General features: G+C 74.7%; 20 protein-coding genes. 7 read left to right on the forward strand and 13 right to left on the reverse strand.

From position 1 onward, the window contains the following. Positions 1 to 37: 37 nt before the first annotated feature. The 9 genes from ACGF1Z_RS20775 to ACGF1Z_RS20815 all read right to left on the reverse strand — a co-directional run bounded on the left by ACGF1Z_RS20775 (position 38) and on the right by ACGF1Z_RS20815 (position 8,599). Positions 38 to 1,471 (reverse strand): amidase family protein, encoded by a 1,434-nt coding sequence (locus ACGF1Z_RS20775; protein WP_393006017.1) that lies wholly within the window; start codon positions 1,469 to 1,471, stop codon positions 38 to 40. Continuing rightward, entirely contained in the window at positions 1,464 to 2,711 is a 1,248-nt protein-coding gene (locus tag ACGF1Z_RS20780) for an MFS transporter (RefSeq protein WP_393006019.1), read from the reverse strand. Before ACGF1Z_RS20780 ends, ACGF1Z_RS20775 begins: the two co-directional genes overlap by 8 nt. After that, the gene (locus ACGF1Z_RS20785; RefSeq protein ID WP_393006021.1) at positions 2,704 to 3,993 is read right to left on the reverse strand and encodes a glutamate synthase-related protein; all 1,290 of its coding nucleotides are present in this window, start codon (positions 3,991 to 3,993) and stop codon (positions 2,704 to 2,706) included. Before ACGF1Z_RS20785 ends, ACGF1Z_RS20780 begins: the two co-directional genes overlap by 8 nt. Beyond that, positions 3,990 to 5,006, reverse strand: a complete 1,017-nt coding sequence (locus ACGF1Z_RS20790) for an asparagine synthetase A (protein ID WP_393006023.1) — start codon at positions 5,004 to 5,006, stop codon at positions 3,990 to 3,992. Before ACGF1Z_RS20790 ends, ACGF1Z_RS20785 begins: the two co-directional genes overlap by 4 nt. A gap of 288 nt (positions 5,007 to 5,294) precedes the next feature. Further along, on the reverse strand, positions 5,295 to 6,611 hold the full coding sequence (locus ACGF1Z_RS20795; protein ID WP_393006025.1) for a methylaspartate mutase: 1,317 nt from the start codon (positions 6,609 to 6,611) through the stop codon (positions 5,295 to 5,297). Beyond that, the gene (locus ACGF1Z_RS20800; RefSeq protein WP_393006027.1) at positions 6,608 to 7,075 is read right to left on the reverse strand and encodes a cobalamin B12-binding domain-containing protein; all 468 of its coding nucleotides are present in this window, start codon (positions 7,073 to 7,075) and stop codon (positions 6,608 to 6,610) included. Before ACGF1Z_RS20800 ends, ACGF1Z_RS20795 begins: the two co-directional genes overlap by 4 nt. 331 nt (positions 7,076 to 7,406) lie before the next feature. Next, positions 7,407 to 7,868, reverse strand: a complete 462-nt coding sequence (locus ACGF1Z_RS20805; RefSeq protein WP_393006029.1) for a helix-turn-helix domain-containing protein — start codon at positions 7,866 to 7,868, stop codon at positions 7,407 to 7,409. Between the two features lie 30 nt (positions 7,869 to 7,898). After that, on the reverse strand, positions 7,899 to 8,084 hold the full coding sequence (locus ACGF1Z_RS20810; protein WP_393006031.1) for a hypothetical protein: 186 nt from the start codon (positions 8,082 to 8,084) through the stop codon (positions 7,899 to 7,901). Positions 8,085 to 8,236: 152 nt separating this feature from the next. Beyond that, positions 8,237 to 8,599 carry a hypothetical protein gene (locus ACGF1Z_RS20815; protein ID WP_393006033.1) on the reverse strand — a complete coding sequence of 121 codons (363 nt, stop codon included), beginning with the start codon at positions 8,597 to 8,599 and terminating at the stop codon, positions 8,237 to 8,239. A gap of 437 nt (positions 8,600 to 9,036) precedes the next feature. Between ACGF1Z_RS20815 and ACGF1Z_RS20820 the strand changes: the two genes are divergently transcribed. The 5 genes from ACGF1Z_RS20820 (at position 9,037) to ACGF1Z_RS20840 (ending at position 13,106) form a co-directional block, all read left to right on the forward strand. Further along, positions 9,037 to 9,831, forward strand: a complete 795-nt coding sequence (locus ACGF1Z_RS20820) for a helix-turn-helix transcriptional regulator (protein ID WP_393006035.1) — start codon at positions 9,037 to 9,039, stop codon at positions 9,829 to 9,831. Between the two features lie 702 nt (positions 9,832 to 10,533). After that, a complete protein-coding gene (locus ACGF1Z_RS20825) occupies positions 10,534 to 10,785 on the forward strand; it encodes a hypothetical protein (protein ID WP_393006037.1) in 252 nt (83 codons plus the stop codon). Between the two features lie 17 nt (positions 10,786 to 10,802). Continuing rightward, positions 10,803 to 11,372 (forward strand): hypothetical protein, encoded by a 570-nt coding sequence (locus ACGF1Z_RS20830; RefSeq protein ID WP_393006039.1) that lies wholly within the window; start codon positions 10,803 to 10,805, stop codon positions 11,370 to 11,372. A 42-nt stretch (positions 11,373 to 11,414) separates the two neighbouring features. Continuing rightward, on the forward strand, positions 11,415 to 11,732 hold the full coding sequence (locus ACGF1Z_RS20835; protein WP_393006041.1) for a hypothetical protein: 318 nt from the start codon (positions 11,415 to 11,417) through the stop codon (positions 11,730 to 11,732). A 279-nt stretch (positions 11,733 to 12,011) separates the two neighbouring features. Next, positions 12,012 to 13,106, forward strand: coding sequence for a serine/threonine-protein kinase (locus tag ACGF1Z_RS20840; RefSeq protein WP_393006043.1), 1,095 nt, complete (start codon positions 12,012 to 12,014; stop codon positions 13,104 to 13,106). Positions 13,107 to 13,230: 124 nt separating this feature from the next. Here the strand turns inward: ACGF1Z_RS20840 and ACGF1Z_RS20845 are convergent, their stop codons facing one another. The 3 genes from ACGF1Z_RS20845 to ACGF1Z_RS20855 all read right to left on the reverse strand — a co-directional run bounded on the left by ACGF1Z_RS20845 (position 13,231) and on the right by ACGF1Z_RS20855 (position 16,989). Further along, entirely contained in the window at positions 13,231 to 13,512 is a 282-nt protein-coding gene (locus ACGF1Z_RS20845; RefSeq protein ID WP_393006045.1) for a hypothetical protein, read from the reverse strand. Positions 13,513 to 13,557: 45 nt separating this feature from the next. Further along, the gene (locus ACGF1Z_RS20850) at positions 13,558 to 14,577 is read right to left on the reverse strand and encodes a YdcF family protein (RefSeq protein WP_393006047.1); all 1,020 of its coding nucleotides are present in this window, start codon (positions 14,575 to 14,577) and stop codon (positions 13,558 to 13,560) included. 69 nt (positions 14,578 to 14,646) lie between these two features. Beyond that, on the reverse strand, positions 14,647 to 16,989 hold the full coding sequence (locus ACGF1Z_RS20855; protein ID WP_393006049.1) for a hypothetical protein: 2,343 nt from the start codon (positions 16,987 to 16,989) through the stop codon (positions 14,647 to 14,649). Between the two features lie 173 nt (positions 16,990 to 17,162). Here ACGF1Z_RS20855 and ACGF1Z_RS20860 point away from each other — a divergent pair, with 173 nt between their 5' ends. Then, positions 17,163 to 18,296 carry an Lrp/AsnC family transcriptional regulator gene (locus ACGF1Z_RS20860; RefSeq protein ID WP_393006051.1) on the forward strand — a complete coding sequence of 378 codons (1,134 nt, stop codon included), beginning with the start codon at positions 17,163 to 17,165 and terminating at the stop codon, positions 18,294 to 18,296. A 168-nt stretch (positions 18,297 to 18,464) separates the two neighbouring features. On the opposite strand, the gene ACGF1Z_RS20865 is transcribed toward ACGF1Z_RS20860, so the two are convergent. Beyond that, positions 18,465 to 19,292 (reverse strand): class I SAM-dependent methyltransferase, encoded by an 828-nt coding sequence (locus ACGF1Z_RS20865; RefSeq protein ID WP_393006053.1) that lies wholly within the window; start codon positions 19,290 to 19,292, stop codon positions 18,465 to 18,467. 70 nt (positions 19,293 to 19,362) lie between these two features. Between ACGF1Z_RS20865 and ACGF1Z_RS20870 the strand changes: the two genes are divergently transcribed. Next, entirely contained in the window at positions 19,363 to 21,234 is a 1,872-nt protein-coding gene (locus ACGF1Z_RS20870; protein ID WP_393006055.1) for a prolyl oligopeptidase family serine peptidase, read from the forward strand. Positions 21,235 to 21,238 lie beyond the last annotated feature (4 nt).

Below are 21,238 nucleotides of genomic sequence, written 5' to 3' on the forward strand. Positions count from 1 at the left end.
CGGGGCCGGGGCGTGGCGCCGGCCGCGGCGGGCGCGTTCAGACGAGGAGCGCGTGCGGCTGCCGGGCCAGCGCGTGCTCGGCCTCCAGGGCGAGCCCGAGCAGCCGGCCCTCCTCGGCCGGGCCGAACAGCGAGATGCCGACGGGCAGCCCGCCGTGCGCGGCCGGCACGGTGACGTTGGGTCTGCGGGCGAGCGCCGGCAGGGTGGAGCTGCCCGGGGAGTACGGGTCGCCGAGCTGGTGGTCGACGAGCCACGCGGGCTCGTTGGTGGGGGCGACGACGGCCTCGACCCCGTACCGCCGCAGCGTGCCGTCGAGCAGCTCCACGGCCCGCTCCACCGCCCGGGCCCGGCCGCCCTCCGCCCTGGCGCGGTCGGCGTCGGTGAGTCCGAGGACCGTCTCGAAGAGGTCCTGGCCGAACAGGGAGAGCTCCACCGGATCGGCCCGGTTGTCCTCGACGATCTCGGCCAGGGTGTTCGGCACGCCGTCCCGGCCGGCCAGGTACTTCTCCAGGCTGGGCGTGAACTCGGCGTACATGGCGCGCAGTCCGTCGATCAGGATCTCCCGGTCGATGTCGATCTCGACGTCGACCAGGGTGAACCCGGCTGCCCGCAGGGCCCCGGCGGCCGCGTCCAGGACGGCGCCCACCTGGGCCGGCATCCGGGGCACCCGCCACAGGCCGAGCCGCCGTCCCGCGCCGCCGAGCGGCCCGGGGGCCGCGCCGCGGGCCGGGGCACCGGAGGTGAGGACGCCGAGGGCCAGGGCGGCGTCGGCGACGCGCCCGGCGAGCAGACCCACCGAGTCCTCGGTGTCCGAGACCGGGACGACCCCGTCGAGCGGCAGGGTGCCGGGCGCCGGCTTGAGGCCGACCACCCCGCAGATCCCGGCCGGGCTGACGATCGAGCCGTCCGTCTCGGCGCCGAGCGCGAGCGGTGCCATGCCGGTGGCGACGGCGACCGCGGAGCCGGAGGAGGAACCGGAGGCGGTGCGCTGCGGCGAGTACGGGTTGACCGTCTGCCCGCCGACCGCCGACCAGCCCTCGCAGCCCTGCGTCGTACGGAAGCTCGACCACTCGGTGAGGTTGGTCTTGCCGAGGACCACCGCGCCGGCCCGGCGCAGCCGTTCCACGACCGCCGCGTCCCGGCGGGGCGGGGCGACGGCGAGCAGACGGGAGCCGGCCGTGCTGGCGAGTCCGGCGGTGTCGATGCTGTCCTTGACCAGGACCGGGATGCCGTCGAGCGGGCCGAGCGGGGCGCCGGCCGCGTAGCGCCGGTCGGCGGCGGCGGCCTGCTCCAGGGCGGTGGCGTCGACCGCGAGGACGGCGCTCAGGACGGGATTCACCGCGGCGATGCGGTCCAGGCACAGGCGGGTGAGGGCGCTACTGGTGAGGGTGCCGCCGCGGAGCCGTTCGTGCAGGTCGGCGAGGGCGGGGAAGCCGCTGACGCGTGACTCGCCGCGCGGGTTGTCAGCCAAGGCGGGCGCTCCTCAGGGTCGGAGTCAGCGCGATGATCGCCGTGGACGCGAGACACAGGGCGGCGAAGACGCGCAGGGTGGGGCCGAAGCCGAGCCAGTCGAGCGACATGCCGTAGACGGCGTTCGCCAGCGGGGCCGCTCCGAAGATGACGAGGGACAGCACGGCCATCACGCGACCGCGCACCTCCGCCCCGGTCCACTGCTGCGTCAGGGAGACGAGGATGACTCCCGAGAGCCCCGTGACCAGGCCGAGGACCAGGTAGAGGGCCAGCCCCGCCGTCAGGTCGCCGACGCTGCCGAGAGCGGCCAGGCAGACGGCCGCGAGAGCGGTCTCCGCCATCAGCGCGATCCCGACCCGCTTCGCCTTCGGCAGCAGCATGGTCACGAAGGAGCTGGCGACGGCACCGACGGTGTAGGCCGTGAGCAGATAGCCGGCCCCGGCCGCGCCCGTACCGGCCCGGTCGGACAGCACCACCAGGCCGAGGTTGACCGGCGGGGCGCAGCTGAGCTCGCTCAGCGCGAGCACGACCAGGATCAGGCCGAGGTGCCGCTCACCCCGCAGATAGCGCAGGCCGAAGGTGAGTTCGCGCAGGAACGGCTTGCGCTCCGGTGGCGGCGGCACGTCGTGGACGAGCTTCACCCGGGCGCTGGCCAGCGCGGACACGGCGTAGCCCACGGCGTTGGCGAGGGCGATCAGCGGCAGTCCGCCGAGCGCGATCAGGGAGGCGCCGATCGGTCCGCCGGCCGCCTGTCCGCCGCGCAGCCCCAGGACGAACAGGGCGTTGCCGCGCATCAGATGGGCCTCGTCGAGGAGCAGCGGCTTGATGGCTCCGGAGGCGGGGATGAAGAAGGCGCTCAGCAGGGCCACCAGGGCGGCGGTGACGAAGAGCAGCGGCACCGAGGGGCTGGTGAGGAAGAGCAGTCCGGCCGCCCCGACCATCACCGCGCAGCGCGCCAGGTCCGTGAGGACCATGAGGCGGCGCGGCCCGGTGCGGTCGGCGAGGACGCCGCCGCCGAGCAGGGCGATCAGCCGCGGCAGCGCGGCCAGGGCGAGCAGGCTGCCCGCGGCGGCGGCGCTGACCTCTCGGGACAGGGTCCAGGTGAGGGCCACGTACCAGGCGGCGTCGCCGAGCGCGGAGAGCCCCATCGCACCGGTGAAGGTGAGGTAGTTGAGTCCCAGGTAGTGGCCCGCGGGGCGGCCGGCGGGGGCGGTGGGGGTGCCGGTGTCGGTGTCACTCATGGGCGACGGCCTCCCGGGGGTCCCCGGCGAGCGCCGGGAGGAGCGGCTGGGGCGCCCACAGGTCCTCGGGGCCGAGTGCCCGGGGCGTGTACTTGCCCAGGGCGCTGATCAGCATCCGCAGTTCCAGGGCGAGGCAGTCGACCAGGTTGACCAGGCCGCTGTCGGGGTTCTCGTCGACGGCGACCAGCGCGCCGCGGCCGAGGCCGACGGCGGTCGCGCCGAGCGCCAGGCACTTGGCTGCCCGGCTCCCCTCCCAGATCCGGCCCGAGGCCAGCAGGCTGCCGCCGGCGCCGCCGATGCGGGCCAGGCACTCGCCGAGCGGGAGGCCGACCTGGTCGAGGAAGGCGCGCGGCGCCCAGCCGGAGCCGCCCTCGGCGCCGTCGACGGTGACCGCGTCGGCGCCGGCGGCCCAGGCGACGGCCGCGGCACGACCGATGTCCCGGCCGGGGTGGAGCTTCACCCACACCCTGGCGCGCGGGTAGTTGTTGCGCATGAGGTGGATCTGCTGCCGCAGGATCTCCTCGGTGAAGGTGCCCGGGCTGCTGCAGCGCAGGACGCGCTCGGCCTCGGCGCCGTAGACCGGCTCGATGGCGTACTGCTCGTCGACCCGCCGCGCCTCGGCGCGGTCGAGCACGGTGAGACCGCCGAGGCCCGGCTTGGCGCCCTGGCCGGTCTTCAGCTCGAAGGCCAGGCGTCCGCTGTCGAGGAGCGGCTGGGCGCCCGGGTCGCTGTAGACGAGGTTCCACACCTCGGCGTCGGCGTCCTCGGTGCTCTGCTGGACGACGAGGCCGCCCAGACCGTCGGGGAGTTCGCCGGTGTAGGCGCGGATGCGGTCCAGGACGGTGCGTCCGCTGTCCTCCCCGGCGCGCCCGTAGCCGGCGATGGGCATGATGTTCTCGCCCACCCCCATGGGGATGCCGAGCCGGCCGGCCTGCCGGCTGAGGGCCAGGACGTGGTCGGTGCCGGCGGCTCTGGTGGAGCCGAAGGCGGACAGGTAGACGGGCAGCGGCGAGGTGAACCCGCCTATCAGCGTCGTGAGTTCGACGTCCGAGTGGAGCGGCTCGCGGCCCAGGTCGATGAGCTTCTCCAGACGCAGCGGCATGAACACCGGCGGCGTGATCCGGAGCGCGTCGAGGGCGTCCCGGCCGGTGCCGTCCGCGGTGTCCTGGCCGAAGGCGGTGCTGCCGTAGGCGGCGACGTCGGGGAAGGCCGCGGCGGTCCCGAGGCGGGCCCTCTCGCGTATCCGCTCCTCGGGGAGGGCGGGGGTGCGGAATCCGGTCACGGGGACACCCGGCCGGGGAGCTTGGGGAAGGCGTTGGCCTGCCAGGCGGCGTCGAGGCCGGTGACGTAGCGGGTGAGCCGCTCGACGCCGATGCCGAAGCCGGCCGAGCCGGGGATGCCCTCGCGGACCATGGCCAGGTACCAGCCGTACTTCGCGGGGTTCTCGCCGGTCTCGCGCATCCGGGTGACGATCCGGCCGTAGTCGTACTCGCGCTCGCTGCCGCTGCACAGCTCGCCGTAGCCCTCGGGGGCGATCAGGTCGAAGTTCCGCAGCACACCGGGCTGTTCGGCGCTCTCGCGGTCGTAGAAGCCGCGGGATCCCTTCGGGTAGTCGGTCAGGAAGAAGGGCCGGTCGGCGGCCTCGGAGACGATGACCTCGCCCTGCCAGTCGATCTCGGCGTCCGGGCTCTGCGGGTGGCCCCCGGCCCGCAGCTCCGCCACGGCGTCGGCGTGGGTACGCCGCCCGAACGGCGCGCCGAGCAGCGTGTCGAAGACGGCGGTGTCCCGGCCGAGCAGCGCGAAGTCCTCGGCGCAGTCGGCGACCGCGCGGCCGATCATGTGCCGGACGAGCTCCTCGACGACCTGCGTGATCTCGTCGCGCGAGGCACCCGCGATCTCGACGTCGATCTGGTGGAACTCGGCCAGGTGGCGGCTGGTGTTCGCGGTCTCCAGCGGCTCCAGGCGCACGTTCGGGGCGATGCAGAAGATCTTGTCGAAGGCGAGCAGCGAGGCCTGCTTGTACAGGATCGCGCTGGTCATGAGCTTGTACTTGTGCCCGTAGAAGTCCAGGTCGACCTGCTTGGAGCCGCGGATGCCGGGGTCGGTCACCGGGCCGATGATCGGCGGCATCATCTCCGCGCAGCCGGCGCCGGTCAGGTACTCGCGGGCGCCGGCGAGCAGCCGCTGCTGGATCCGCAGCGCGGCCCGGGTCACCGGGGAGCTGAGGTGCTCCCGGGGGTCGGCGGGCGGCAGCAGCTCGCCACGGTTCGCCGTCTCGGGTGAGGTCAGGGTCATGATGTCGCGTCCTGTCGGTCGTGGTCGTGAGGGTCGTGACGGGTACGGGCGGTCGTGACGGGTGTGGCCGGGCGTGACGGGTGTGGGCGGGCGCCACCGGCAGGGGTGGGCACCGCGGATACGGGCGGGTGCCACCGGCGGGGCGGGCCGCGCCTCGGGGCGGGCGGGTGCCACCGGCGGGGGCGGGCCGCGCCTCGGGGCGGGCGGGTGCCACCGGCGGGGGCGGGCCGCGCCTCGGGGGCGGGCGGGTGCCACCTGCGGGGGCGGGCCGCGCCTCGGGGGCGGGGTCTAGGGGAGGAGGGCCGGTTGCCTGCCGGCCAGGGCCCGGCGTCGGGCGCCCTCCGCCAGGGCCAGTTCGTCGTAGGTGCGCTGGACGTGCGAGAGCGAGCTGAGCAGCGCGTCCGAGGTCATCCCGGCGGCCGGGGTGATCTCCGCGACGCCCCCGATCGGCATCGCGCCGATCGCGGTCCAGCGCAGCCGGCCGTCGGTGTCGACGCGGGCGCGGGACCGGCCGGGGTTGTCCGGGTGCAGGCAGAACGGGACGTCGAGCAGGCCGCGTCCGAAGGCCCGGACCAGGGCCCGGCCGATGTCGGGGTCCAGGTCGAGGACGGTCCGGACGAGCATGCGGGCCTCTTCGTAGATCCCGGTCTCCGGGGCCGCCGGCGGCCGGCCGCCCGGCAGGACGCGGGCCCGTTCGTCCGCGGCCGCCGCCGAGGCCAGTTCGAGGGCCGTGACGTTCTCCTCGACGGTGGGGATGCGGTGCGCCTCCGCCGCCGTCTTGACGATGAGACGGGCGGCGCCGGCCCGGGTCGCGAGGCGGGCCGCCCGCTCCAGGAGCAGCAGCGCGCCGTCCTCGGTCCGCGGGTAGACGCCCATGTAGGCGTACAGCACGATGTGCCAGTCGACGTCGGGGAGCAGTTCGCCGGCGAGCCGGCCGAGGGCGCGCAGCGCCTCCTCGTCCTGGGCGGTGCTGGTCTGCTGGGCGTAGCTCAGCGAGACGCTGCGCAGCCCGTGGGCCCGGAAGAACACCGCTTCGAGGACGCTGAGCGCCACGAGCAGTCCGGGCGGGCAGAGCTGGCCCATCATGCAGCCGCCGAAGGTCTCCAGGTGGGGCTCCTGGCCGACCTCGCGGAGGCGGGCGAAGACCTCGCAGCACCGGGACCAGCTGGCCACCGACTGTGTGAGCGGGGCGCGGCTGTAGGGCAGGCAGTACGAGACGGGGCCGCCCTCGGTGGCGGTGAGTCCGGAGCCGACGAGCGCGCGGAAGATGGCCTCCGGCTGGGCGGATCCGTGCCGCACCTGCACCGGGAAGCCGGGGTCGAGGACGCCGTCGAGGACCTCGCCCGTGACGTGGGTGCCGTGGTTGACGATCGGATAGCCGTTGAGGGCTCCGCCGGCGGCGAGGGCGCGGCGGGCGGCCTCGATGTCGTTGACGCGCGTGTAGCTGTCCAGGGTGATGGTGCCGACGGTGGTCGCCGTCGCGTGCTTGGTGGCGAGCAGCCCGCGGCGCATCTCGGCCGGGTCGCTCATCCCCATGCGCGGCTGGACGACGAGGTCGCCCATGTCCTGGGCCTCCTTGACGAAGGCCCCGAAACCGACGCTCATCCCGTCACTCTCGCCATCACCCGGGCGGGGAGCTCGCGGACGAAGCCCTGGAACTGGGCGATGCCGGTGCCGTCCTCGAAGACGGCGTCGAATCCGGCGGCGCGCAGCTCCTCCAGCGGACCCCGGTCGCCGCCGCCCGTGATGCCGAGCTTGCCGCCGATGACGACCGGGGTCTCCCGCAGGTCCGGGCAGTCGCGGAGCCGGCCGATGACACGCAGGCCGTCGTGGTGGCCGTGGCCGTTCACGCTGCTGACGACGACGAGGTCGGGGCGCAGCCTGCGGCACTCGTCGACCATGAGGTCGTCCGGCACGCAGGCGCCGAGGTTGGTGACCCGGTGGCCGAGCTCTTCCAGGAGGAGCTGGAGGTAGATCAGGTTCCAGGTGTGCGAGTCGGACGCGACGCTGGTGACCACGACGTGCAGGGCATTCCTGGCGGGGGGTGCCCCGGCCTGTGATAGCTGCATATCAACCTTCAGAAGGGAAGTCCGAGGAAACGAGAGGCGCGAGCGCCTGCGAGCGCGGCCGCGGACCGGCGCCGGATCACGGCGCACGGGGTACGGGTACGGATGCGGGTGCGGGTACGGATGGGATGCGGGGTACGGGTACGGGTACGGGTACGGCGGTCGATGCGGTGCGGGTACGGCCCCGACGCGGAGCGGGTACGGCTCCGATGCGGTGCGGCTTCGACGCGTGCACGGCTGCTGATGCGGTGCGGCTTCGGATGCGGGTGCGGCGGCCGATGCGGTGCGGCTTCGGATGCGACGGTGGTGCGGGTGCGGCGGACGGGTGGTGCCGTCAGCCGAGCCGGCGCTCCAGGAAGGCCACGCCGCGGTCCACCGAGACCAGCCGCCAGGCCTGTCGGGCCAGGTCGTTGAGGGCGCGGGACCACTCGCCGTCGCTGGAGCCGGACGCGAGCGAGTCGAGCAGGACGGTGCTGTACTCGTAGGCCCGGCGGGCGTCCGGGGACGGCATGCCGGCCGGTTCGGGATGCGCGCCGGCGGTGCGCGAGGGGGTGCTGCCCCGGGCGGCGCGTTCGAACTCCGCGCGCCGGGCCGGATCGAGCCGGAGGGCCTCGGCGAGCAGCCGTACGGTGTCCCGCCGGGGGCGTTCCGCCCTCCCGTGCTCCAGGTCGCGGATGGCACGGACGCTGAGGGTGGCGAAGTCGGCGAGCTGCTGTTGGGTCAGCCCCTCGGTCGCCCGGTAGGACTGGAGGAGCGTCGCGAAGAGTCCGGGCCGCTCCATGACCGACGTGCTCATGTCACCTCCAGAGGCGGCGCGGTACCGGCCTCACTCCCAGCCCGTGGTGTCCTTGCCCGTGGACGGCGTGGCGGTCGGCGCCGGCGTGGCGTCGGCGGTGATCCGGGTGTCCGTCGCCGTACCGGCGGCGGCGAGGGCGGCGGTGCCCAGGGCGGGCAGGGCGACCAGGGTGATGACCGCGGCGAACTTGGGGAAGAGGACACGGCTGCGAGACACGAGGTACTCCTATGGCTGGAATGGTCTGCTGACGGCGGATCCACGGCCGGTCCGTCCCGCGGTGACGGTCCCGGCCTCCGATCCGCCCCGGCCGGTCGTTCCCGGCCGGTGCGCTTCGGTGAGAAGAGATTCACCCGGGGCGGGGGCCCCTGTCAGCAATCCGCGATGTCCTGATCCGGCAATCGCATAGACCGTCCATCGTGACCTGCGGAATCCCGGAGCCGCTCGAAGTACTCCGCGACGATGGCGCCCGAACTACTGGTGATCCAGGCGCCGTCGAGGGCCGGAGAGGACCGGACGGCGCGCTGCGCGACGGCGAGCGCCACGTTTTCCGCGATCACGAGGGATTCGGCCGGTACGAAACAGCCGACGGTGACGGAGCCGGGTCCGTCGGGATGGATGCTGAAGTGCTCCACGCGTTCCTCGATGCACACGTGCTCGGAAAGAATTCGCACAAGCACATCACGTTCGGGAAGGGCCTCGGGTGATCGAATACGAACGTGGACGAGAATCATCCGTCGAGCGTCCGTCGGCGACGCACCCGCCATCAAGTGGCAAACCGGGACCATTGAGGCCATGGCCGGAATATGCCATGCCACCGCAAGGGCGGACCAGTTGCACGGTCCGCCCGGTTTCAGCGATCCTCCTCCTGACGCACACACTGTGCACACACTGCGCAGAAACGCTTCACCACCCGCCGCGCACCCACCAGCGACAGTCTTGACCGACACAAACGGGGAACCTCTTGCTGCATGTCCTGGGGTTAGACGAAACCTGCACACGGGTCTATCGGGCGATACTCGCCCATCCACAGGCCGGTCTGCTCGATCTTCGGGGCTCGCTGAACCTGACCGAGCAAGAACTTCGCGACGCCCTTGACAAACTCAGCGAACTGGCTTTGGTGAGAACGCCCTTCGACAGTCCGCAGACATTCCGCGCGGTGAATCCCGAGATGGCGATTCAGGCCCTCATGGCCCGCCAGGAAGAACGCGTCGCCGCCGAACAGCATCGGACGGAACAAATCCGTTTGGCCGCCGCACAATTGGCTGCGGATTTCACCACGTCCAGGGCCCACCAGAACATCGACGGAATCGAGCGGCTCGACGGACTCGACGAGATCAGGGACCGCATCCGGCTCCTCGTCCGCGACGTCCGCGAGGAGGTGCTCGCCCTCGCCCCCGGCGGCGGTCAGCAGGCGGCCAACATGGAGGCGGCCCGCCCCCAGGACCAGGCACTCCTCGAACGCGGCGTGCGCATGCGGACCCTGTACCTCGACAGTGTCCGCAACAGCCCCGCCACCGTCTCGTACGCGAAATGGCTCACGGAGTACGGCGGCGAGGTGCGCACCGCCCCGTCCCTCCCGGTCCGGCTGACCATCCTGGACCGCAAGATCGCCATCGTCCCCGTGGACGACGAGAACAGCTCCGCCGGCGCCCTGGTCCTGACCGGAACCGGCACCCTGACCGCCCTCAGCGCGCTCTTCGACACCATCTGGGCCCGCGCCACGCCGCTCGGCACGACCACGCGCGAACGCGACCCGAACGGCCTGAACTCCCAGGAGCAGGCCGCCCTCCACCTCCTCGGCCAGGGGCTCACCGACGAGGCCGTGGCCAAACGCCTGGGCGTCTCGCCCCGTACGGCGCGCCGCATCGCCGCCGACCTGATGGAGCTCCTGGGCGCCCGCAGCCGCTTCCAGGCGGGCTGCCGGGCGGTCGGCAAGGGCTGGCTGCCCGCCGACCTCTGCTGACCGTCCGGACGGACGACGACGGGACCGCGGCGGGGAGCGGCGGAACGGCGCTGGCTGGTCGGGGCGCGCGCGAAGGCCGTTAGCGGCCGGCGGTGCACGACCGGTGGTGAAGGGCAGGGCCGGCCGGGGGCCGGGAGGCAGACCGGTGGAAGGGTGGGAGCCGGACCGGCGGCGGGGGCAACGCCGGGGGCGGGCAGGAGGCAGACCGGCGGCAGGCGCGGCGGCAGGGGGAACCGCCGCAGGAAGCTGCCGGTCGGGTGCCTCAAGCGTCTCTAGGGTTTCGCCACGGGATTCCGACCGGGGATCCCCGCCTGGATTCCGACCGGGACCCGGGCCCGGATGGTGACCGGGGATCCGAGCCTGGATGCCGACCGGGGATCCGAGCCTGGATGCCGACCGGGGATCCGAGCCTGGCATCCGAGCCGGAAATTCCGAGCGCGAACCCGTACGCGAACCCGACCTGGTGACCCGACCGGGAATCCCGACCGGGAATCCCGACCGGGGATCCCGGCCGGGGGCGGTTGCCCGGGGCCGGCCGCCCAGGCCGGTCGCCCGGCTTCTCACCTCGGTGATCGCACCCCCGGGCTTCGTGCCCGGGGAGGGGGCACGCCCGGGGGTTCCCCCGCGCCGCTCACCCGCCCGACCGTTCCCAGCGTTCCCATGGTTTCCAGCGTTCCCAGCCCGTTCAAAGGATGTGACGCCATGAAGAAGTCCACCCTGCGTTCCGCCGCGGCAGCGGCGGCCCTGGCCACCGGCCTGGTCGCGGCCGCCGTCACGAGCGCCACCGCCGCGCCGGCCGAGCGCCCGGCCCACTCCCGGGTCGTCACGCACGAGCAGCTCGCCGACAGCATCGCCCAGGCCGTCGCCCTGGAGCAGCAGGCCGGGAGCACCACCGGCGGAGGCAGCACGGTGGGCTTCGTCTCGGCCCGGTCGACCGACGCCGCGGCCTGCTGACCCCGGTGGTGGACGCGGTGAAGACCACGGACCGGAGCACGGATCGGCCCACGGACCGGAGCACGGGCCGGACCACGGATCGGAGCACGGGCGCCGCCGCCGGGGACACCGTCCTCCGGGACGCCGCCCCGGCCGCGGTGCGCTGGTGCCCCAGCGGGGCGCCCGACCGGCCCGAGTCCGTCGTCCTCGGCGTACGCAGCGGCGCCGACGGGCGGGTCGGCTATCTCGCCGAGCCGTTGCCCGCGGCGGCGGCCACGGGCGCGATCCCGGACGGCATTCCGGCCACGCGCGTGCTCCGGTTCGCCTCGCACTGTGTGAGCGAGTGCGCCAACCGGGCCGGCAGCCGGTGCGGTCTGATCGACCGGATGGCGGCGCTGCCCGTGCCCGAGGCCGCGTCCACCACCGTTCCCCGCTGTCATTTGCGCACCGACTGTAAATGGTGGCACCAGGCCGGAGTGGAGGCCTGCCGCCGCTGCCCCGCGGTGGTGACGACCACCCAGGCCGAGGACGCCCTGGGTGCGCTGGTCGCGGATCCCGCCACGACGCGGGAGCAGTTGGCGGAGTGGATCGCGGCCGAGGCGGGCTGAAACCCGTACGAGACCGGCTCAGACCCGTAGAAGGAGAGCCCCATGGTTCGCATGCTGGACACGATGCTCGCCGAGTCGGGCGTCCGAGGGCCCGGCGCACCGCGCGTGCCGCGCGTCGCGGGCACCGAGGAGCTGCTCGCCGACTCGCTGGACGCCGTCGACGACCAGATCATCGCCCTGATCGCCCGCCGGAACGCCTTCTCCTCGGCGCTCCGTGACGTCCGCGAGGCGGCCCGGCGCCCCTCGGCCGACCTGACGCACGAGAACCGGGTCATCCGCCGGTACGGCAGGGAACTCGGCCCGCACGGCGGAACCCTCGGCCACCTGCTCGTCAGGATGGCGGGAACGCGGACCGCCTGAGAGACCACGGCAGCGGTACGGCGCCGGTCCCCCGGGCCCGGCGCCTTGCCGCCGCCACCGTCACGGCCCGTTCCGGGGAGGAGCGCCCACCTCCCCCGCGCCGGGCGCTCGTCCCGCCGCGACTCCGCCCCTCCGGCCCGTCCCCACCGGTCTTCCCGCCCGGCTCTCCGCCCGTGACCCGGACTCGCCGCAGGAACCCTTCAAAACCCGCTCTACGATGAGGCGTCCAGAGGGAAGGGTGGATCACAGGTGCTGGTCGCGGACCGATATCGGCTCCAAGTGTGTGTCGGGCGTGGCGGCATGGGCGAGGTATGGCGGGCGACCGACGAGGTGCTCGGGCGCGACGTGGCCGTGAAGCTGATGCTGGGTCACGAGCACGACCCGTCGGCGGCGGACCGCTTCCGCCTGGAGGCCCAGACCGCGGCCCGGCTGAGCCACCCGCACGTGGTCGGCGTCTTCGACTTCGGGACCTGGGACGGAAAGCTCTACCTGGTCATGGAGTTGGTGCACGGCGACAGCCTGGCCGCCGCCCCCGGCCGGCCGGTGGTGCTCCCCGCCGAGAAGGTCGCGACCGTGGCCGCGCACGCGGCGGCGGGCCTCGCGGCAGCACACCGACAGGGCGTGGTCCACCGGGACATCAAGCCGGGCAACCTCCTGATGGACTCCGACGGCACCGTGAAGCTGGCCGACTTCGGCATCGCCCGTTTCGTCGACGACCCCTCGGGGGCGCTCACCACGACCGGTCAGATCGTGGGTACGGGGCTCTACCTGGCCCCCGAGCGCGCCCTCGGCAACCCCGCCTCGCCCGCCTCCGACGTGTACTCGCTGGGCTGCGTGCTCTACCAACTGCTCACCGGTCGGCCGCCGTTCCGGGCCGACACCGCGACCGCGCTGCTCTACCAGCACATCGACACCCCGCCGGCGCCGCCGCGACAGGTCGGCACGCCGATGCCGGCCGCTTTCGAGGACTTCCTGCTGACGCTGCTCGCGAAGCAGCCGGAGCAGCGGCCCACCGCACAGGCCATCGCCGACTGGTTCGGCTCCGGCGCCTGGCGCGACCAGCCGATGCCGCTCCCGCAGGCCCTGCCGCACGGCGCCGGGCCCCACCGTCCGAGCGCACCCCTGGCGGCACCGCCCGCGCACCGTGCCCCGGTCCACCACCGGCCCGCACCGCAGTCGCGGCGTCAGCCGGCGGTACGGCCCGCGCCGCAGACGGCGCCCACGCCCGCGCCGGCCCGGTCCCGGCGGGCCCAGCCGCCCACCGAGAACCCGCTCACGGCGATTTCGCGGCGCCGCCCGCGCAGGACCGCCGCCGTGGCGGGGGCCGTCGCCTTCGTGGTCTTCCTGCTGATAGGGATGGTCTGGCTCAGCTAGCGGCCACGGAGCCCCGACCAGGGGGAGGCCGGGCGAAGGGCGCCGGGCGCCCGCCGGTGGAGGCGGACCGAGTGGCACCCGCCGGTGGGTGACCGGGACAACCGGAGTGACCGGCGGACGCTCGCTAGAAGATGCGGGGCGCCATCACGTGCACCTCGGGCTCCTCCGGACCGAGCAGCAGACAGCGCGGCACGCCGGGCCCCGGGGTCGCGCGGATGCTCACGGGGATCGGCGGCACGGTCGGCAGCTCGACGTGCACGGTGACCGGGCGGTCGTGGTGGGTCGTCGCGTGCCCCGTCTCCTTGCCGTCCACCAGGACCTCGACGACCGGCCGGTGACCGGTCTGGACGGTGGCACTCACCGAGTGGCCCCGGTAGTCGATGTGGAAATGGTGCCGAGCTCTCATGACGTCGCCTCCGCGCGCAGGCCAGCTGACTCCAGGGTAGGACGGTCAGACCAGCGTGGCGACGTACGCGAGCCCGCCCATCAGGACCAGCGCCCCGCAGATCCCCAGGTTCACGGCCCTGTACTGGAGGAAGACGGCCGCGAACTCGCGGATGGTCGCGCTCGGCCAGAAATAGGCGGCGGTCGGCGAGCCGACCACCTGCCCGTTCACGCCCGCCTTCCGGGCCAGCAGCGCGGCCCGGAAGGCGTGGAAGTTGTTGGTCACGATCACGCACTCGGAGCCGGGGCGCTCGGCCTCCATCAGGGCGTGGCTGAAGAGCATGTTCTCCTCGGTCGTGCGCGAGCGGTCCTCGCGCACGATGCGGTCCGCCGGGAAGCCCCGCTCCACCAGGTAGTCGGCCATCGCGTGCGACTCGGGGAGCTGCTCGTCCGGGCCCTGCCCGCCCGAGACGATCAGGATCGGCGTCCGGTCCACCTCGCGGCGCGCGGCCAGCGCCGCGTACACCTCGCGGCCGCGGTCGAGCCGGCTCGCGAGCAGCGGCGGTACCTGGCGGCCGCCGAGCAGGCCGGAGCCGAGGACGACGACGTAGTCGGCGTCACGGCGGATCTGCATCCGGCCGTAGAGGAAGGCGTAGCCGACGAAGCAGAGGAAGAGGAAGGAGACGTAGCCGAGGACCATCAGCAGGGTGCCCACGACGATGCCGAGAGCCGTGGAGTGGGTGAGGACGGCGGCGGCCATCAGGCCCATCACGCCGAAGATGCCCAGTCCGGCGAGCAACGACAGCAGGGTGCCAAGGCTCCTGCCCTCCTTGCGGACCATCTTGACGCCGTTGACGCACAGCAGCACGGCGAGCGCCACCGGGCCGAATGCCAGCACGATCAGCAGGATGACCGCCACACTCACGCCGACGCCGGCCGGTGCGTCCTCGAGACCGGCGAGCAGACCGAGGCCGAGGAACGTCACGGCGAGACCGAGGTACACGGCGTTGCTGAAGCGACGCCGGTCGCGCAGCACACCGGCTCCGAAGAGCAGGAGGAACACGGCGGCCACGGCGTAGGCGAACATGCCGCCATCGTAGACACCGCGCAGGTCAGCCGGACGTCCCCCGGAGCCGCCGCCTTCGCCCCCGTTCGGTCAGGACTCCGTGACCAGCGCGTACAGGCCGCGGCGCGCACCCTCCTCGTAGGCCCGGCGCAGTTCGGCGTCCGAGAGGCGGTCGCGCAGGGCCGTCTCGCTGCGGGCGCGCCCGGGCGCGCAGAACTCGGCCGGGCGGTAGCCGTCGTCGAAGGCGTCGGCCCGCAAGAGGTCGACGGCGCCCAGCAGATGGGCGGCCGTCCTGGGGCGCCCGCGCAGGATCCGCATCTGGGCCAGGAGCTCGGCGGCGCAGGCCGCTCCGCTGACGGCGCCGAGCCGCAGATGCCCGCGCAACGCGCGCGCGGCGAGGTCCGCGGCGCGGGTCGTCTCCCCTTCCCAGTAGAGGAGTTCGGCGCGGGCGTAGTGCGCCCAGGCGTCCGCCCAGACGTCCCGCCCGGCCCAACTGCGCACCGCCGCCCGGTCCAGAGCCTCCTGGGCGGCCTCCGGGTCGGTGCGGACCAGGGCCAGCACCAGCGCCGTCCAGCACAGCTGCCGGGTCGGGCCGAGGTCCGGGTACTCCCCCAACACGCCCAGGGCGTCGCGGAACTCGGCCGCGGCCGCCTCCGGCCGCCCCTGGTACAGCGCGGTCGCTCCGCGCAGGTGCGCCAGCATGCCGAGGCACCGGTCGTCGCCCTCGCGCACGGCGGCCGCCCAGGCCTGGACGAGCAGCGGGTCGGCGTCCTGGGGCCGGCCGGACTCCAGCTCCAGATAGGCGGCGAGCCACAGGGCGCGGGCCGGGGCGGGGCCGGGGCGGAGGGCGAGCGCGTGCCGCAGCCGGGCGCGGCCCTCGGTGACGTGGCCGCAGGCCACCCACAGGAACCACAGCAAGACCGCGATCTCGACGGCCGCGTCCGCCTCGGCGGCCGGGGAGAGCGGCGCGGTGGTCGGGTCCATGGCGGCGGCCAGATCGGGCAGTTCGAGCAGCGCCAGGGCGCGGGCGTCGATCTGGCGGCCGCCGTGCCACCAGTCGGCGGCGCGCCGGGCCACCTTCACGTACCAGCGGCGGTGGTGGAGCACGACGGCCCAGCGGTCACCGCGCGCGGCGAGCCGGCGGGCGCCGACGACGCGCATCGGGTGCGGCATCCAGTGGCGGGCCTCGCCGGACCCCCCGTCGTCGGCGGGCAGCAGGGCGAGCGGGGCGAGCCGCTCCAGCACGTCGAGGACGACGTCGGCGGGCAGCGCACCGGAGGCGCAGACCTCCAGGACGGCCTCCCGCCCGAAGGAGCCCTCGAAGACGGAGAGACGCTCCCACAGGAGCCGTTCGAGGGGGTCACACCGGGCGTAGCCGTGCTCGGCGGCGGCGAGTTGCAGCGGCGAGGTCTCGACCCGGGGCAGCCCAGCCACGGGCAGCCCAGCCACGGGCAGCTCACCATGCGGCAACCCACCCGCGGGCAGCGCACCCAGGGGCAGCTCACCATGGGGCAACCCGCCCGCGGGCAGCGCACCCAGGGGCAGCTCACCATGGGGCAGCCCGCCCGCGGACGAATCCCCGGCAGGCGGACGGGCAGGGGGACCGGCAGGCGGACCGGCGGGGGTACCGGCAAAGGGACCGGCGGGGGTACCGGCAGGCGGATCCCCAACGGACTGATCTCCGGCGGCCGGAGGGAGGCGGAGGGGCCGGGGCCCGTCGCCGGGGCGCTCGGCCGGACGCGCGCCGTCCCCGGGCGGGGCGAGGCGGAGCGGCGAAGGCCCGTCGCCGGGCCGCACGGCCGAGGGCAGGCTGCGCCCGGGCACGGAGGGCGGCCCGTCACCCGGCCCCACCCCCGGCCACGGCTGCTCCAACCCGAACCCGGCGGCACGGAGCGGCCGAGACCCGTCACCCGACCGCACTCCCGGACGGGGCTGCTCCGGCCCCGGCGCGGCGTCATGGAGCCGCGCGGGTCCGTCCCCCGTGGGCCCGGGCGGGGCCGGGGCGGGGCGGAGGGACTCCGGGCCGACCACGACCGTCGTCTCGCCCTCCAGATACAGCGGGCGCAGGGCCGTGACGAGGACGGTGAGGCGCGGGGCCGCGGCCGGGACCTCGCGGAGCAGTCCGGCCACGAGGGTCCGGCCGCCGCGGCCCAGGCGTTCCCAGCCGTCGAGGACGAGGAGCGGCGGCGCGGCCGGGTCCTCCAGTCCCTCGCGGAGCCGGCCGGCGAGGTCCGGGAGGTGCCGGGGGCCGAGCGCGCTGGCCGGTTCCCAGCGCGCCCCCACGTCCTCGTACCGCAACGCCTCCCGGATCAGCCGGGTCTTGGCCGCGCCGGGCGGCCCGGTGAGGGTGACGAGCCGCACCCCGTCGCGTATGCGGCCGCGCAGCACGGCGAGTTGCCGCTCCCGGCCGTCCAGCGGTCCCGTGTCCGCCATCTGCCCCTGTCCACCCCGTTTGACAGCTGTGACTGCCGTGACTACCTGTGGCATGAGTCCGGCCTCGTGGTGGGACGTCGCGCCTGCCGCTTGCACACCCGTGTCCCGGGAGAAATCCTGGCGGCCCGGGCCGATCCGGCCGGCGGTTTGTCGTGAATCGGCCAAGGAGGGACATGCGTACCGGGGAATCCGTCCTGGGGGAGGCGGATCTGGCGCTGATCCACGCGTTGCAGATCACCCCGCGCGCCAGCTGGACCCAGCTCTCGGCGGTCCTGGGCGCGAGCCCCGACACCCTGGCCCGGCGCTGGGAGCACCTGACGTCCGGCGGCTACGCGTGGGCGAGTCTGCTGCCCCGCACGCCCGGCCCCGGGGGGCCGCTCCACGCGTGGGTGGAGGTCGACTGCGCGGGCGGCCGCTCCGAGGAGACCGCGGCCGAACTCGCCGGTGACGGCTGCACCCTGGGCGTGCACCAGGTGACCGGGGACGCCGATCTGCTGCTCCTGGTCCTCTGCCCGGACCTCCACGCGCTCGACGCCTACCTGTCCCGGCGGGTGCAGCGGCTGCCCGGGGTGATCCGCTCCCGGACCCAGGTCGTCACGGGGGTGCACAGCGCGCGCAATCTGTGGCGGCTCGACCAGCTCACCCCGGGCCAGGTGCAGCAGTTGACGGAGGCGGCGGGCCCTGCGTCCGGCGGCCCCGGCGCGCGGCGGGCCCGGCCGCGGCCGCTCGGCGGACTCGACGAGGCCCTGGTCCGGGAACTGGCCGGGGACGCCCGGCGCAGCGCGGCGGAACTGGCCCGCACCTGCGGGGTGAGCGAGTCGACCGTACGGCGCCGGCTCGACGCCCTCGTCAACGGCGGGGCGCTGGTGCACCACTGCGTACCGGCGCCGCGCTTCTCGGGGCGACCGGTGTGGGCGCTGATCAAGGCGGACGTGCCGCCCCTCGACGTGACGCCGACGGCGACGGCCCTGTCCCGGCTGCGGCAGACCCGGCTGGTCACCTCGGTGACGGGCGGCCACAACCTGACCGTCGGGGCCTGGCTGCGCTCGGTCGGCGAGCTGCACGACATCACGACGGGGATGGAGCGGGCCGCGCCGTCGATCCGCATCATCGGGACGGTGCTGTCGCTGCGGATCCACAAGGCGGGCGCCCAGGTCCTCGGCCCGGACGGTCGCCGGACGCACCACGTGCGCCCGGCCGTCGGAGCGGCGGAGGAGTGCCGGACGCACGCGGTGCCTCCGACGGCCGGAGCGGACGGGCCCGGGACGCACCACGGGCCGCCTCCCGCGGAAGCGAAGCGCCCCTGACCGCCGCGGCGCCCCGCGCGGCGGGGCGCGCGCGACGCACCGCGCACCGCGCGCCCCGCGGCCTCCGGATCCGGGCCGGCCGGATCCGGCGGGCGGACGCCCCGTCATCCGGCAGGGGCCCCGTCCGGGGACGACGCGGGGGACGCGGCGCGATCCCCGGGTCGCCGGTCAGTCCTTCGAGGCCCGGATCGAGTACATCAGCGGGATGCGGGGCCGGTCGGCCGGGAGGCGGTAGTAGCCGTCCTCGTGCCGCGTGAGCGTCTCGAAGCGCGGGAACAGCGTCACGTCGTGCTCGTGCAGGAACTCGATCCGCAGCCCCGCCTTCGCGATGGCCGTGACGACCTCGCCGACCGGATGCACCCACTCGACGCTGCGGTTGTGGACGGTGTCGGCGTCGAGGTCCGCGTAGGTGCCGGCGGAGGTGTCGACCCACGGCTCGCGCACGAAGTAGTCGTTGATCAGCCGGGTCGCCGTCTCGTCGTCGAAGGAGTCGGTGATCGGGTGGAACTCGGCCACGTAGAGGAAGCCCCCGGGGGCCACCAGCGAGGCGGCGGTCTCCGCCCAGCGTTCGAGGTCGGGGAGCCAGTTCAGCGCCCCGCCGCCGGTGTAGACGACGTCGTACGAGGAGTCCGGCACCGCCTCGGCCGCGTCGTAGGCGTCGGCGGCGACGAACGCGGCCCGGTCCGGCGTGAGCCCGAGGTCGGCCGCGAGGGAGCGGGCGACGTCCACGGCGGGCTCGGAGAAGTCCAGGCCGACCACGCGCTGCGCGCCGTGCCGGGCCCAGGAGAGGGTGTCCAGGCCGATGTGGCACTGGAGGTGCAGCAGCGAGCGTCCCGAGACGTCGCCGACCTCGGCGAGCTCGAAGTCGCGCAGGGGGTCCTTGCCGGCGCGGAAGGCGTCGAGGTCGTAGAACTCGCTGGCGACGTGGAGGGGGACGCGTTCGTCCCAGCGGGCCCGGTTGGCCGCGTGCCAGTCGTCGGGGGTGGGTGCGTACATGGCCGGGAGGTTATCCACAGGCTGCGGCCGGGTCGAACGATTTGTCGGCCGGGCGGAGCATGATGGCTCCATGACTGAGCGCAAGGACGACACCACGGCCGCCGGCACGGACACCGGCGGCCCCTCCGAGGACCTCGCGGCCGCCCCCGCCTGGGAGCGGCGCTTCCGCGCACCGCGGGTCTCGCTGCCCGAGTGGGCCGAGGAGGCCCCGGACCGCTCGCTGTTCGTGTCGAACGCGACGGGGACGTACGAGCTGTACGCGTGGGACCGCGCGACCGGCGCACAGCGCCAGGTCACCGACCGGCCGAACGGCACGACGGACGGCACGCTCAGCCCGGACGGGCGGTCGGTCTGGTGGTTCGCGGACACCGACGGCGACGAGTTCGGCGTGTGGATGCGCCAGCCCTTCGCGGGCGGCCCGGACGAGCCCGCGGTGCCCGGGCTCGCCGCCTCCTACCCGGCCGGCCTCGCCCTCGGGCGGGACGGCACGGTCGTGGTCGGCCGCTCCACGGACGAGGACGGCTCGACCGTGCACCTGCTGCGGCCGGGCGCCGGGGCCCCGGTGGAGATCTACCGGCACCGGGAGTCGGCCGGCGTCGGCGACCTGTCCTACGACTCGCGCCTGGTCGCCGTCGAGCACACCGAGCACGGGGACGCGATGCACTCGGCGATCCGGGTGCTGCGCGCCGAGGACGCCTCGGTGCTCGCCGAGCTCGACGACACCAAGGGCGGGACGGAGGAGCTGGGCCTGAGCGTGCTCGGCTTCGCCCCGGTGGCCGGCGACACCCGGCTGCTCGTCGGGCACCAGCGGCGCGGCCGCTGGGAGCCGATGCTGTGGGACGTGGCGACGGGCGCGGAGACCGACCTGCGGCTCGACCTGCCGGGCGACGTGTCGGCCGAGTGGTACCCGGACGGCTCGGGCCTCCTGGTGGTGCACGGCTTCGAGGCCCGCAGCGAGCTCTGGCGGTACGAGATCGCCACCGGCGCCCTCGTCCGTGTGGAGACCCCGGCCGGCACGGTGTCGAGCGCGACGGCCCGCCCGGACGGCTCCGTGGAGTACCTGTGGTCCTCCGCCGCCCTGCCACCGGTCGTGCGCTCCACGGACGGCTCCGTCGTCCTCGACCCGCCGGGGCCCGCGGCGCCGCCCTCGGTGCCGGTGGAGGACGTGTGGGTGGAGGGCCCGGGCGGCCGGGTGCACGCCCTGGTGCAGCGCCCGGCGGAGGGCGACGGGCCGTTCCCGACGGTCTTCGAGGTGCACGGCGGCCCGACCTGGCACGACAGCGACTCCTTCGCCTCCGGACCGGCTGCCTGGGTCGACCACGGCTACGCGGTGGTGCGGGTCAACTACCGCGGATCCACGGGCTACGGCCGGGAGTGGACGGACGCCCTCAAGCACCGGGTCGGCCTGATCGAGCTGGAGGACATCGCCGCGGTCCGCGCCTGGGCGGTGGCGAGCGGCCTCGCCGACCCGGATCGGCTGGTCCTGGCCGGCGGCTCGTGGGGCGGCTATCTCACGCTGCTCGGCCTCGGCACCCAGCCGGACGCCTGGGCGGTGGGGCTGGCGGCCGTACCCGTCGCCGACTACGTGACGGCGTACGAGGACGAGATGGAGGCCCTCAAGGCCCTGGACCGCACCCTGCTCGGCGGGTCCCCCGAGGAGGTCCCGGAGCGGTTCGCCGCGTCCTCGCCGCTGACGTACGTGGACGCGGTGAAGGCCCCGGTGCACATCACGGCCGGGGTCAACGACCCGCGCTGCCCCATCCGTCAGATCGACAACTACGTGGACCGGCTGGCCGCCCGGGGCGCCGTGCACGAGGTGTACCGGTACGACGCGGGGCACGGCTCGCTGGTGGTGGAGGAGCGGATCAAGCAGGTCGCGCTGGGCCTGGCCTTCGCCGCCCGGCACCTGGGGACAGCGGGGACCCGGCCGACGGAGGCGTGAGCGC

It is taken from the genome of Streptomyces sp. NPDC048018, from assembly GCF_043202995.1.
In the GTDB taxonomy this organism is placed as follows: domain Bacteria; phylum Actinomycetota; class Actinomycetes; order Streptomycetales; family Streptomycetaceae; genus Streptomyces.